12 protein-coding genes are annotated in these 13272 nt (G+C 69.3%); 4 read left to right on the top strand and 8 right to left on the bottom strand.

The genetic code is table 11. From position 1 onward, the window contains the following. The 6 genes from VGE03_RS03060 to VGE03_RS03085 form a co-directional block, all read right to left on the bottom strand. Positions 1 to 311, bottom strand: a 311-nt coding sequence (locus VGE03_RS03060; RefSeq protein ID WP_331045001.1) for a hypothetical protein, incomplete at its 3' end; no start/stop codon positions are given. A gap of 74 nt (positions 312 to 385) precedes the next feature. Then, positions 386 to 1138 (bottom strand): ABC transporter permease, encoded by a 753-nt coding sequence (locus VGE03_RS03065; protein ID WP_331045002.1) that lies wholly within the window; start codon positions 1136 to 1138, stop codon positions 386 to 388. Beyond that, positions 1135 to 1890: an ABC transporter ATP-binding protein gene (locus VGE03_RS03070; RefSeq protein ID WP_331045003.1), complete on the bottom strand. Its 756-nt coding sequence runs from the start codon at positions 1888 to 1890 to the stop codon at positions 1135 to 1137. Before VGE03_RS03070 ends, VGE03_RS03065 begins: the two co-directional genes overlap by 4 nt. Next, positions 1883 to 2932 carry an ABC transporter substrate-binding protein gene (locus VGE03_RS03075; protein WP_331045004.1) on the bottom strand — a complete coding sequence of 350 codons (1050 nt, stop codon included), beginning with the start codon at positions 2930 to 2932 and terminating at the stop codon, positions 1883 to 1885. The genes VGE03_RS03070 and VGE03_RS03075 overlap by 8 nt, the downstream gene beginning before the upstream one ends. 640 nt (positions 2933 to 3572) lie before the next feature. After that, positions 3573 to 4556 (bottom strand): alpha/beta hydrolase, encoded by a 984-nt coding sequence (locus VGE03_RS03080; RefSeq protein WP_331045005.1) that lies wholly within the window; start codon positions 4554 to 4556, stop codon positions 3573 to 3575. A gap of 42 nt (positions 4557 to 4598) precedes the next feature. Continuing rightward, positions 4599 to 6416 carry an ABC-F family ATP-binding cassette domain-containing protein gene (locus VGE03_RS03085; protein WP_331045006.1) on the bottom strand — a complete coding sequence of 606 codons (1818 nt, stop codon included), beginning with the start codon at positions 6414 to 6416 and terminating at the stop codon, positions 4599 to 4601. Positions 6417 to 6499: 83 nt separating this feature from the next. Between VGE03_RS03085 and VGE03_RS03090 the strand changes: the two genes are divergently transcribed. Continuing rightward, positions 6500 to 7078 carry a TetR/AcrR family transcriptional regulator gene (locus tag VGE03_RS03090; RefSeq protein WP_331045007.1) on the top strand — a complete coding sequence of 193 codons (579 nt, stop codon included), beginning with the start codon at positions 6500 to 6502 and terminating at the stop codon, positions 7076 to 7078. A gap of 17 nt (positions 7079 to 7095) precedes the next feature. Here the strand turns inward: VGE03_RS03090 and VGE03_RS03095 are convergent, their stop codons facing one another. Continuing rightward, on the bottom strand, positions 7096 to 9036 hold the full coding sequence (locus VGE03_RS03095; protein WP_331045008.1) for a J domain-containing protein: 1941 nt from the start codon (positions 9034 to 9036) through the stop codon (positions 7096 to 7098). Further along, a complete protein-coding gene (locus VGE03_RS03100; protein ID WP_331045009.1) occupies positions 9027 to 10733 on the bottom strand; it encodes a molecular chaperone HscC in 1707 nt (568 codons plus the stop codon). Before VGE03_RS03100 ends, VGE03_RS03095 begins: the two co-directional genes overlap by 10 nt. Before the next feature lie 133 nt (positions 10734 to 10866). Here VGE03_RS03100 and VGE03_RS03105 point away from each other — a divergent pair, with 133 nt between their 5' ends. The 3 genes from VGE03_RS03105 to VGE03_RS03115 all read left to right on the top strand — a co-directional run bounded on the left by VGE03_RS03105 (position 10867) and on the right by VGE03_RS03115 (position 13270). Further along, entirely contained in the window at positions 10867 to 11412 is a 546-nt protein-coding gene (locus VGE03_RS03105; protein ID WP_331045010.1) for a hypothetical protein, read from the top strand. Between the two features lie 50 nt (positions 11413 to 11462). Then, a complete protein-coding gene (locus VGE03_RS03110) occupies positions 11463 to 11939 on the top strand; it encodes a YcgN family cysteine cluster protein (RefSeq protein ID WP_331045011.1) in 477 nt (158 codons plus the stop codon). A gap of 170 nt (positions 11940 to 12109) precedes the next feature. Further along, positions 12110 to 13270 (top strand): phage portal protein, encoded by a 1161-nt coding sequence (locus VGE03_RS03115; RefSeq protein WP_331045012.1) that lies wholly within the window; start codon positions 12110 to 12112, stop codon positions 13268 to 13270. Positions 13271 to 13272: the final 2 nt, after the last annotated feature.

Below are 13272 nucleotides of genomic sequence, written 5' to 3' on the forward strand. Positions count from 1 at the left end.
GGCGGGCGCAGCCAGGCGGTGGCGGGCGTCAGGGTGCGGCCCGGCGCGGTCGGCGGCGGGGCCTGGACAGCCGGCGCGCCGCCGTGGGGGATGACCCGGTTGGATCGGCGCTGGCGCGAGGCCGGTTGGGGCGTCGTCTCCGGAGCGGGCATGGCCGAGACGTCCGGTCGCCCGGCCCAGCGCAGATATTGCGGCGGTGTAGACGGGGCCGCTGCCGCGGCCTGGGTCCGGGCCTGTGCGGCGTCAACCAGCCCGCCCGCCGCGAGGGCGAGGGTGGCGAGGCCGAGGGTCAGGCTGGGGGCGCGGCGCAAGGGCGGCTCCGGACTCGGGAGGTATGGACGGTCACGGTATTCGCGGCGGGCTTAATCCGTCGCTAACGCGCGCATCAGGACAGATGCGCACGCACCCGGCGCTCGATGAGGCCGACGAGGCCGCTGAGCGCGAGCCCCATCAGCATCAGGCAGACCAAGGCCGCGAGCATGTCGGCGGTGCGCAGCCGGTTCCCGGCCTCGAGCAGGCGCCAGGCCAGACCCTGCGTGGCGCCGGAGCCGGAAACGAACTCGGCCACGACGGCGCCGATGACCGCCAGGCCGGAGGCGACCCGAAGGCCTTCGAGGGCGAAGGGAAGGGCGGCGGGAATACGGAGGCGGACCAGTCGCTGGAGCGGCGAGGCTCCGTAGAGATCGAACAGTCGCTCCAGGTCGGGATCGGCGGACTTCAGTCCGGTCAGGACACCGGAGAACACCGGGAAGAAGGCGACGGCGGCGGCCAGGGCGATGACCGCGCGATCAGCATGGTCGAGGCCCGCCCAGATCAGCACCAGCGGGGCGATGGCCACCACCGGGGTCACCTGCAGGGCTACGGCGAGGGGGCGGACGGCGGCTTCGGCCGTCCGGTTGAGCGACACGCCGAGCGCAAGGCCTGCGCCGAGGAGGGCGGCGACGAACAGGGCCTGCAGCGCCATTCGGAAGGTCTGCAGCGCCGCGCCCGCCAGAAGGGGCGCGCGTTCGACCAGCGACACGGCCACGGCGCTGGGCGGCGGCAGGAAGTAGGCCGGCACATCGAGCGTCCGGCAGGCGAGCTCCCATGCCGAAAGCAGGACGAGGATCAGGACGGCGGGCGCGATGAGGCGTCTCATCCGACACGATCCGGCATGGCGTGGGCCAGGGCCGTGGCGAGGTTCTCGACCGTTTCACGATAGGCGGGATCGGCCCGCCAGCCTTCGGGACGGGGCGCGTTGCCCGGCGTCGGCCGCGCCATGGCCACCTGGCCACTGACGGCGTCGAGAACCACGGTGCGGCCGGCCAGATAGACGGCTTCCTCGACGTCGTGGGTGACGAAGACGATCGCGGGACGGGGCGAGCGTCCGGCCCACAGGTGATGCAGGTCCTCGATCAGGTGGCGACGGGTGACGCTGTCGAGCGCGGCGAAGGGCTCATCGAGCAGCAAGAGGTCGGGTTGGGTGACGAGGGCGCGGGCGAGGGAGGCGCGCATCGCCATGCCGCCGGACAACTGGCGCGGACGGGCGGACAGGCGCTCGCCGAGGCCGACCGAGGCGAGCGCCGTGGCCGCGCGGGCGCGAGCCTCGTCGCGCGGGACGCCCGCGAGTTCGAGCGGCAGGGCGACATTGGACAGGGCGTCGGCCCACGGCATCAGGGTGGGGGACTGGAAGACGAAGGCGGTTCGGCCCGGCGGCGTGGTCGTCACCTCGCCCTCGGACGGCTTCTCTAGTCCGGCGAGCAGCCTGAGCGTGGTGGACTTGCCGGCGCCCGACGCGCCGACGACGGCGACGATCTCGCCAGCCTCGATGGCCAGGTTCACCGGGCCGATGGGAGGGCGGTCCGGATAGCGGACCACGACATTGTCGAGCGCCGCGACGGCGTCAGCCACGGCCGCGACCGGGGAGGTACTGGGTGGTGAAGGCCTGACGCCAGTCGAGATTGGGCGGATAGACACCCGCCTGGCTGGTGACGTCGAAGAAGGCCTGCCAGCGCTCTTCCGTCATGGTCCCGAGGCCGTAGAGGGCCGCGTCCCCGCCGTCGACGATCCCGTTGGCGCGGAGCTTCTCGCGCGCCTGATCCAGGATGTCCTGCGTCATGTCGGGATTGTCGCGGCGGATCAGCTCATCGGCGGCCTTGCCGTCGCCCTGGATGTAGTCGCGCCAGCCTTCGGCCGAGGCGGCGATGAAGCTGCGCAAGGCGGTGGCGTTGTCGCGGGCGAAGGCGGTCGGGGCCAGCACCATGGTGGCGTAGGAGGGGTAGCCCTCGTCAGCCAGCAGGAAGACGCGGGGCTCGAACCCCGCCTCCTTCTCGACGGTGTAGGGCTCGGAGGTCAGATAGCCCTGCTGGACGGCGCGCTGGTCCGCGAGGAATGGCGCGAGGTTGAAGGTGTATTTCCGCACCTGCGCATCGGTGAAGCCGTACCGGGCCTTCAGCCAGACCCAGAAGGCGTTGATCGACGCATCCGCAAGCAGGAAGGGGCGCCCGGCCAGATCGGCGATGCTTTCAAGCGCCGGATCCGGATGAGCGATCAGGACCTGCGGGTCCTTCTGGAAGAAGGCGGCGACGGCCTTCACCGGAGCGCCCTCGGCGACGAGGTTCATCGGGATGAAACTGTTGGAGCCCATGCCCAGCTCGACCGACCCGGAGGCCAGCAGCTGGGGCACGTTCACATTCGGCCCGCCCTGGATGATCTGGACGTTGAGGCCGCGCTTCTCATAGGCCCCGGAGGCGAGCGCCTGATAGAAGCCGCCGTGCTCGGCCTGGGCGCGCCAGTCGGTGGCGAAGCGCAGGCGGATGCGTCCGTCGGCGTCTGGCTCGACCTCGGAACGGTTGAAACAGGAGGCGACAGTGGCGCCGGCGACAACGGCGCCCGCGCCGGCCAGAAGGGCGCGGCGGTTCGGCGCAAGTCTGCGATTCCCACGCGAGGTCATAGCCTTATGTACGGCCAAGGCGAAGGCGGCGAAAGGGCGAAGGAAAGGATGCCGGGCGCCGGAATTGAGCGAGGGGACGAAGGGCCTCGGCGAACCGCTGCTCCTCGTCCCCTCGCCAAGTCCGGGTTGGACTTGGCCTTTGAGGTTTTGGACCCTGGCTTCGGCATCAGCGGGGCGAACCCCGACGATGGTCAGCTGTATCCGCTCGCGCTCCTGGTCTCCGGCGTTCCGCAGGTCTGGCCTGCGCCGTCCTTCGATCCCGATCCGGTTCCCGTCCGGTTCCCTCTCCGGCCGAAGCCGTCGACGTCCCCTTGGGGCCTTGATCCTGCCTCCCGCCCGTTACGATCCGAAGATCGCCCGAAGCGTCGGGTCAGAGAGCCGGGCCGGTTCGCCTTGAGTCCCGGGTCTCCCCGGTTTTCCGCGCCGCCGTGTCCCTCGGCCTGATCAAGCTCGCTCCAAATCCCGGATCCAGCAAGCGCCCCGGATGCTCCGCTTGTGGATCAATTCAGGGATAAAACTTGTCCAATCGCTGTATGAAGATTCGCGTTTTCGCAATTTTCTTCGACATGTGAAGGTATTGCGACGTTATGCACAGAGCGGCGAAACAGGGTCAATTTTCGTCCGAACAGACCGGAAATGATCAGCCGGGCACGGTCCGATCCAACCAGAGGCGGATGTCTTCAAGTGTCCGCGCGGCGAGAGGGCCGCCGAAATGGACGAAGCCGTGAGGGGCCAGAGGCACCTCGACCCGTTCGGCGGACGCCGCCGTGGACCAGGCGTCAGCCATCAGCCGGCTGTCGTCGCGCAGGGGGTCCAGGTCGCCGGCGATGAACAGGGCCGGAGGAAGATCGCGCATCGGGGCGTAGAGCGGTGACACGTCCGGCGCCCGCCGCCCGGCCTCGTCACGGTCGGGCAGAAGGCGGGCGAGGTCCGCCGCCATGGTCGGCCCGTTCAGGAGCAGGGTGTCGCGGCCGGCGCCGCGGACGGACGGCGTCCCCGAAAGATCGAACACGCCGTACAGGAAGACGCAGCCGCGAAAGGCGCCGAGTCGGTCTTCATCCCGCAGGCTCATCGCGGTCAGGGCCGCCAGATGGCCGCCCGCCGACTGGCCGCTGAGGAACAGGTCCATGGTACCGAAACGCGCGGCGGCATGGTCGACCAGCCAGCGCCCGGCGGCGGCGCAGTCGGCGATGGCGTGCTGCAACAGAACGCCACGCGACTCGCTAAGGAGCCGGTAGTCCACCGAGACGACGGCGAGACCGGTTTTGGCGGCCAGGTCGGCGTTGAGGTGATCGTTCAGACCGGCGCTGCCGACGACCCAGCCGCCGCCGTGCATGTCCAGCACCACGCCGCGGGGCGGCCGAGGCGGGTGCAGGATACGGAGCGGAACCCCGCCGTCGGGGGACGGGATGCGCAGGGTCTCGACCCGGACGCCGCGGCGTCGGAGCCCCGCGGCGGTGATGGTCTGGGCGGCGCCGCCGAACGTTGTGCTGGCCCACTGTCCGGCTTCCAGCCGCCAGCCGTCGACCTTGAGCCGGGGCATGAGCGACAGGGCGGTGTTGATCCGCGTCGCGGCCCGGCGTTCGGACGGGGTCAGTTCGAGACGGCGGACGGTGGCGGGCATGAGGTGACGCTAGACCCGTTCAGAGAACCTGACGATGCGACTTCAGGACGCCAGCGCCGCCTTCTTCTCTTCCAGCTCCAGCCATTCCAGCTCGATCTCTTCCAGTTGGGCGCGGGCTTTTTCGGCGGCCTTCATCGCGCGATCGAAGGCGGCGGGATCGCGGCTGTAGAGATTGGGGTCGGAGAGGATGGCGTCCTGCTTCGCGATCTCGACGGGCAGGGTTTCGAGCAGGCCCTCGATCTCCTTCAGGCGATGGACGTCCTTGAAGGAGAGTTTGGCGGCCTTCTTCGGCGCAGCCTCGGCTTTCGACGCGGGTGCGGGTTCGGCGCCGCTGATGCGGGCGTTTGCAGCGGCCGGTTGCGGTGGCGACAGGAAGCCGGGGTTCTGGCGGATGAAGTCGGTCCAGCCGCCGGGCGTTTCGACGATGTCGCCGCGGCCGTTCATGGCGATGGTCGAGGTGGCGAGCCGGTCGACGAAGTCGCGGTCGTGGCTGACAAGGATCAGGGTGCCGTCATAGCTTTCGAGCAGCTCTTCCAGCTTCTCGAGCGTGTCCATGTCGAGGTCGTTGGTCGGCTCGTCGAGGATCAGCATGTTGGCCGGCTTGGCCAGGGCGCGGGCCAGCAGGAGGCGGTTCCGCTCGCCGCCCGACAGGGTGGAGATCGGCTGGCGCAGCTGGCCTTCCTGGAAGAGGAACTCCTTGGCGTAGGCGGCGACGTGCTTGGAATGGCCGCGCACGAGGATGGAGTCGCCGCCGCCCGGGGTCAGGGCGTCCCAGAGCGTCATGTCCGACTTCAGGCCCTCACGGGACTGATCGAGGTAGACCGGCTCCAGATTGGCGCCCATGCGGACCGTGCCTTCGTCGGGCTCCAGTTCGCCGAGGAGAACCTTGACCAAGGTGGTCTTGCCGGCGCCGTTGGGGCCGACGATGGCGAGGCGATCGCCGCGAATGACGCGGGTGGTCAGCCCCTTGAAGATGGTGCGGTCGCCGAAGCGCTTGGTGACGCCCTTGAGGTCGGCCACCAGCTTGCCGGAGGTGACGCCGCTGTCGACGCCCAGTTGCAGTTCCCGGGGCAGGTCCTTCACGCGCTCGGCGCGGTCCGCGCGCATGGCCTGAAGCGCGCGGGCGCGGCCCTCGTTGCGGGTGCGCTGGGCGGTGATCGAGCGATAGAAGGTGTAGGTCTCGGCCTCGATCCGCTTGGTCAGGCGACGCAGGGACTCTGCTTCCTCTTCCATGACCTTGGCGGCCCATTCGTCGAAGGCGACGAAGCCCTTGTCGAGGGTGCGGACCTTGCGGCCTTCAAGCCAGTGAACGGACTGGGTGACGCGGTTCAGGAAGGCGCGGTCGTGGCTGACGACCAGAACGGCGAAGCGGGCCGAGAGCAGCTCGTTCTCGAGCAGTTCGATGGCGAGGATGTCGAGGTGGTTGGTCGGCTCGTCGAGGAGGAGCAGGTCCGGTTCTTCCGCAAAGGCCTTGGCCAGGGCGGCGCGGCGGGTCTCGCCGCCGGACAGGTTGACCGTCGATTTGTTCGGATCGAGCCCGAAGGTGGTCAGCCAGCTTTCGGCGGTCCAGCGCTCGGCCTCGCCGGAGGCGGCGTAGTCGAGCAGGGTGTCGCCCTTGATGTCCGGCTCCTGCGGGACGTAGGCGAAGCGCGTGCCGGCCTGGACCGAACGGTCGCCGGCGTCCGGCTCGATCAGCCCCATGACCAGCTTCATCAGCGTGGACTTGCCCGCGCCGTTGCGGCCGACCAGCGCGGCGCGGGTGCGTGGCTCGATGGCCATGTCGACACCGTCGAACAGGGGGCGGGGACCGTCCTGCAGACGGACATCCTTGAGGGCGACAAGCGGGGGACGGGCAGCCATGGCGGGCCATATAGAGGAGGGGGCGACAAGCCGCCACGGCGGAGTTGGATTGACGCTTACCGTCCAGCCGGTATGTAGCGCAAATGGACACCGCTCGCCGCCGCCGCGCCCCCGACACGACCCGTGCTGAACTCATCGACAAGGCGCTGGAGGTCGTCGCCGAGGTGGGAGCGAAGGGTTTCACCCTCGACGCCGTCGCGGCGCGCACCACGGTCAGCAAGGGCGCCTTGCTGCATCACTTTCCGACCAAGATGGCCCTGCTTGAGGGGGTGGTGGATCATCTGGGCGAGATGTTCACCCAGGCGATTCTGACCGAGGCGGCGCGCGATCCGCAGCCCTACGGTCGGTTGGCGCGAGCCTATCTGCGGGTGACCATCAACGACGCCGTGACCCCTGACGACATGAGCATCGGACGGGCCATTCTGGCGGCGTGCGCGGTTGAGCCCTCCCTGCGGGATCGCTGGACGGCGGCGACGGCGGCGGCGCGGGCCGATGATCCGACCGATCCCGTGGGCGCCGACGACGCCTTGCTGCTGCGTCTTGTGGCCGACGGCCTGTGGATGTCCGACATCTTCGGCGTCTATGAAGTGTCGCCGGAGCAGAGACAGGCGCTGCTGTCGCTGCTGACGCCGGGGCATGTGCTGATGGACGCCGGCGCCTGATCCGCCGAGCTGAAGCGTCAGGCCAGTTGCCCGGGCTTGCGCTTCTTGCCGGGAGACCAGCTTTCGGGAAGCAGGCCCGCGCCGCCGGTGAGGACAGCCGCGCCGGTGAGCCACACGGCGATGCAGATCGGCAGGTTTCGCTCCATGCCACCGGCCAGCATCATCGAAAGGAACAGGGTGACCATCCAGCCGACCAGCAGCCAGCCCTTGCGGTAGCCGAACAACTCGCCGAAGCGACCGGTGGCGAGGGCACGGTCAAGGAAGGCGAAGCCGGCGACCACGCCGACCGCCAGCGCCGGAACGCCCAGCAGGGTGGTGGCCGTGGCCACCGCCGTGGAGGCCACCGCGCCGAAGATCAGACCGAGGGACACCTGTCGCCGACGGCGGAGGTCCAGCGCGGTCCATTCATCGACGATGGCATGGCCGCCGAGCCGGAAGGCCATGGCTGCGGTCAGGAAGGCGGCCGTCACCGTCAGCGGAACGGAGAACAGCGTGCCCAGCAGGAGGTAGAAGCCGATGGGCAGCGCGCCGATGAACTCATGCAGGCGGTACTGCGAGGGGCGGGGCGCCTGGAGATGCGCGGTCACGATCCGCGCCCAGCCCGCGACGCCGAGGCCGGCCGCCAGCACGCCGACCCAGAGCCAATCCACGGACGCGACCAGCGGAGAGACAGCGAGGAGGACCGCCGAGGCGGTCGCCCAGCCGAAGCGTAGCCACGGCGAGGTCTGCCAGGGTGTTCCGTCCCGCCACCGCCGGGCCGGTTCGAGCACGCCCTTGACCCAGATCGCGCCGGCGCCCGCGAGGGTGGCGAGGGAGGCGGCCCAGATCGCGAGGAGGTCGATCAGGTTGAACGGCCCGAACATGCCGGAGGAGCCGACAAGCAGGGCGAGGATCGGCGGGGCGATCAGCAGGGTGAGCAGGAAGGCGGCGCTGAACCGCGGCCAGTCGAGACGGGCGCGCCAGCGGGACACGGCCTCGGGGTCGAGATGCTGGTGGAGGTCCGGCAGGTCGTAGGTAGCGCGGGCCAGAAGTTCGGCGACCTGTTTCGGCAGGAAGGGATCGAGGCGGTCCGCGATCCGCCGCTGGAGGGTCTGTCGCGCACGCAAGGCGGTCCAGGCGGCATGGCCGACGGTGAGCGGCCGCGACAGATCGTCGATCATCCGCTGGGTCTCGCGACGGCGCAGAACCGGCGTGGCGTGGGACATGTCGACGCCCACGCGGGCGTTGTCCCAGCCGAAGAAGCGAATGGTCGGCTCGATCAGGGGCGCGGCGGCCGGGCCGCCATGGGCGATGGCGGCGGCCAGCCAGTGCTCGGTGCGGTCATGGACCTGCAGCGAGTCCATCGCCGGGGAGCGGAAGATGCTCATCAACAGTCCGAGCGGATCGCCCGGACCGGGCTGGGCCTGACGCAGCAGGGCGGCGAGCTCGTTGCAGAGGGCCTGGTGCGCGTCCTGGCGGGCCCGTTCGGCGTCGAGTTCCGCACGGATCTCGGGGGACAGGTCGGGCGCCTTCCGCTCCGGACGCGGGGACCCGGACCAGCGGTCGGTCTCCGGGTCATCCCAACCGGCGCCGGCGTCGCCGGCCGGTTCACGAACGTTCCACCGGTCCTGATCGGCGTCGTCCCAGCCGTTCGCGGTTTCGTACCGGTTCGCTTGATCCCAACGCCGTTGCTCGTCGCCGGGCCAGGGGGCGTCCGGGGATGCGGGCGGCGGCGCGTCGGCCGTCGGCGCCTCGACCTTGGCCTTGGGACGGGACTTGCGCCGGGTCTGGGGCACCGCCCAGCCCTTGCGGGCCATGTCCATCGCCCGCTCATAGGCGTCGCGGAGGGCCTGGAAGCCCGCGGGATCGTCCTCGGGATGGACTTCCTTCAGACGCCGCGCATAGGCGCGCCGGATTTCCCGCTCGTCGTTCGTCGGCTCCAGTCCGATGATCGACCAGATCGATCCGGTCAGAGCCACGTCTGCCCCTCGAACTGGTCGAGGACGGTGGTGAGCTGGCCGATGGCGTGCTCGATCTCGCGCGGGTCCTGGCCTTCGACCACCAGCTCGAACCGGGTGATCTCGTTGCCGAGATACTGACGGATGTCGCCGAGTGCGTCCTCGTAGCAGCGAGCGCTGCGGGCCAGCACAGCCTTGACCGCGTCGGAGTCGCGCGGGTGCTGCTTGAGGGCGGCGAGGGCCGCGCGGCGCTTCTCGAAGTCCGGCGAGGCGGCGACGTCGTCATCGACGATGACCAGCTGGCGGGTCTCGCCGGTCTTCATGACCGTGACGTCGACCTCGAGCAGGCCGTTGATATCGTAGGTGAAGCGGACGTCAGTGGCGCCGTCCTCGGCCCGGCCGCCGTTGAGCGGCACACGGACCTCGCCGAGCCGGACGTTATCGGCGACGTTGCGGGACTCGCCCTGGTAGATGCGCAGCAGCATCTCGCGCTGATTGTCGTGGATGGGCGCGTAGTCCTTGACCCGGCTGGCCGGGATGACCGTGTTGCGCTCGATGATCGGGGAGAAGATGCCCTCGATCAGGCGACCGCCAGGACCGCGTTCGGCGATCTCCACCCCAAGGCTGTAGGGGCAGACGTCGGTCATGACGACTTCCTTTAGCGCCACGTCCCGGGACTTGAGGCCTGCCTGCACGGCGGCGCCAAGGGCGACGGCCTCATCCGGATTGACGGCGTTGGCCGGGAAGCGGCCGAACATCCGGGTGATGGCCTTGCGGACGACCGGCATGCGGGTCGAGCCGCCGACGAGGATGATCTCGGACAGGTCCTCGGAGCGGATGCCTGCGTCGCGCAGGGAGCGCAGGACGGGCTCGCGCAGGCGGTTCAGCAGGCCTGTGCAGAGGCTTTCGAAGTCATCGGTAGTGATCTGGCGCTCGATCGCCTTGTCTTTCCAGACGATCGACATGGTGGCCGAGGGGTTCTCGGTCAGGGCCCGGCGGGTGCGCTCGGCGGCGACGCGGATGCGTTCGCGCAGGGTGGCGTCGGCGCGGTCCTTCTCGGCGATGTCCTTGCCCGCGGTGCGGCGGAATTCCTCGACCAGAACGTCGTTGAAGTCCTCGCCGCCGAGCCGGTTGTCGCCGGTGGAGGCGCGAACCTCGATGACGCCTTCAAAGATCTCGAGCACCGAGACGTCGAAGGTGCCGCCGCCGAGGTCGAAGACCAGGAAGCGGCTTTCGTTGCCGAGTTCGTGGATGCCGTAGGCAAGGGCGGCGGCGGTCGGCTCGTTCAGCAACCGCTCGACCTTGAGGCCCGCCAGTTCACCGGCGCGCCGGGTGGCCTTGCGCTGCTTGTCGTTGAAATAGGCCGGGACGGTGATGACGGCTTCGGTGACCGGCTCACCCAGGTAGGCTTCCGCATCCGCCTTCAGACGGCCGAGCACGAGGGCCGAGAGCTCCTCGGCGGTGAAATTGCGGTCGCCCAGCCGGGTGTTCCGGTTGGCGCCCATATAGCGCTTGAAGGCGGTGGCGGTGTGGTTGGGGTGGGTCGACTGGCGCTCGCGGGCGGCGAGGCCGACGAGAACCTCGCCGGTCTTCTCATCCAGGCTGACCGCGGACGGGGTGAGCACATGGCCGAGGCTGTTGGGGATCAGCTCTGCCTTGCCGTCACGAAAGACACCGACCGCACTGTTGGTCGTGCCCAGATCAATACCGATAATCACGCGTATCCCCCGAACAACTCTCGATTTTGTCTAGCGTGGCCGAAGCTTGCGGGGAAGGCCCGCCGACGCCTGTCGTCCGGTATGGTCAGGGTTGTGGCGCTGAAGTAAGGACGCAGCTCAGTTGGAGGGGCAAATGCGGCGACTGGTGACTGCGGCGGCGATGGCCGGTGGATTAATCCTGGCGGGAGCGGCCTCCGCGGCAGGATGGGGGCAAAACGTCGCCGCGAGCGCACCCGAGGTCGAGGCGGTTCAGTCCATGCTGACGGCGCGGGGCGGGAACGGCGCGGCGCTGATGCAGCAGCATCAGGCCCGGTTTGCGGAGACCATTGCTGACGGACGGGTGATCCCGCTCGAAATCCAGCCGGTGTTCTTGCGGTCCTATCAGCGCACGACGATGGCGCCGGCCGTGCTGACGGAGCTGGATGGAGCGTTCGCCCAGGCCTTCGCCGCGGCGATGACCCCCGAAGAACGAGCCGATCCCGCCGCCATCTCGCCGGAGCGACAGGTCGAGCTGAATCAGGCCGCGGCGCCGGGCGTCTCGGAGCTGATGCATGAAATCCATATCGCGGGTCTGGCGGATGCGTGCACGGAAAGCCGGGCGCGAGCCTATCTTTGCGCGGCGATCGATCTGATGTCGGGCGTGCCCAATCGCTGGCGACGGACGCAGAGCCGTCGCTGATCTTTCAGAGACGCCGTGCTTTCGACGTCGTGCGGGGGTAAGGGGGGCGCGTGAACGAGACCGCCTCCGAGACCCGTCCCTTCTGGGAAACCAAAACCCTCGACCAGATGACCCGCGAGGAGTGGGAAAGCCTGTGCGACGGGTGCGGTCTGTGTTGCCTGGTGCGGTTCGAGGACGAGGACACCGGCGAGGTCATCCCGACGCGGGTGCACTGCAAGCTGTTCGACCCGGTGCGTTGCACCTGCTCCGACTACGCCAACCGCAAGCAGCATGTGCCGGACTGCATCAAGCTGACGCCCTGGAATATCGAGGCGTTGGAATGGATGCCCAAGTCCTGCGCCTATCGACGCCTGCACGAGGGACGCACGCTGGCGCCATGGCATCATCTGGTCTCGGGCAGCCGGGAGACCGTTCATGAAGCGGGCGTTTCGGTGAAGGGGCAGACGGTGTCGGAACTGGCGCTGAAAGAGGCCGAGGACGCCCTCGACTTCGAGGCGCCGGAGTGGCGCGAGGAACGTGGCGTCTGACACCTCCGTGAGCTCGGCCGAACTCGCGGGCGAAGCGCTCGGTCATTCAGAGGCTTGAAAGAAAGAAGCCGGAATCTTCCAGCGGTCGGACGCTGGCGCCCTATACTTTTGGCATGACGGGAAAGACCGGCTGACGCGAGGCGCGCCGGTCCCGATCCACGGAGATCACCATGCTGAACTGGCGACGGCCCTTCGGGGGACGGCGGCGCGAGGTCGCGCCCGAAACGAAGGACAGCCGGGTGGGGGCGCTGATCGCGTTGGGGTCCGGTGGACGCGCCCGATGGACACCGCGCGACTACGCCAGCCTGACGCAGGCGGGGTTCGGGCAGAATCCGGTCGCCTATCGCTGCGTCCGGATGATCACCGAGGCCGCCGCCGCGACGCCGCTGGCGGTGTTCGTCGACGGGGTTCGGAGTGACGACCACCCGCTGGCGGCGCTGCTGGCGCGACCCAACCCCGAACAGTCAGGCGTCGAGTGGCTGGAAGGTGTCTACGGCGCGCTGCAGACGGCAGGGAACGCCTATGTCGAGGCGTCGGGCGACGGCCCGCCGGAGGAGCTGTGGTCTTTGCGGCCGGACCGGATGAAGGTCGTGCCGGGGCGCAGCGGCTGGCCGCAGGCCTATGAGTATGCGCTGAACGGGCGGGCCGTGACCTTCAGCCGGGCGGCGGACGGCTGGATGCCGGTGCTTCATCTGAAGCTGTTCCATCCGCTGGACGACCATTACGGCTTCTCGCCGCTGGAGGCCGCGGCCTTCCCGATCGATGTGCACAACGCCTCGGGGCAGTGGAACAAGGCGCTGCTGGACAATTCGGCGCGGCCGTCGGGCGCGCTGGTCTTCGCCACCCGCGAGGGGGAGCGGCTGACGGAAGAGCAGTTCACCGCCCTGAAGGCCCAGATCGATGATGCGCACAGCGGGGTCATCAATGCGGGGCGCCCCCTGATCCTGGAGGGCGGGCTGGACTGGAAGCCGCTGAGCTGGACCCCGGCGGACATGGACTTCATCGCCGGAAAGCATGCGGCGGCCCGGGAGATCGCTCTGGCGTTCGGGGTTCCGCCGCAGTTGCTGGGCATCCCAGGCGACGCGACCTACGCCAACTATCGGGAGGCCAATGTCGCCTTCTGGCGGGCAACCGTCGCGCCGTTGGTCCGCAAGGCCGCTGCGGCGCTGACCGTGTGGCTGGGCGGGCGGTTCGAGGGCGTCCGGATCGAGGCGGATCTGGACGCCGTCCCCGCTCTGCAGCCCGAGCGGGAAGCCCTGTGGGCGCGACTGGATGCGGCCAGCTTCCTGACGGACGCCGAGCGCCGTCGCATGGCCGGGCTGGGAGGCTGAGC

The organism is Brevundimonas sp. (assembly GCF_036400995.1).
In the GTDB taxonomy this organism is placed as follows: domain Bacteria; phylum Pseudomonadota; class Alphaproteobacteria; order Caulobacterales; family Caulobacteraceae; genus Brevundimonas.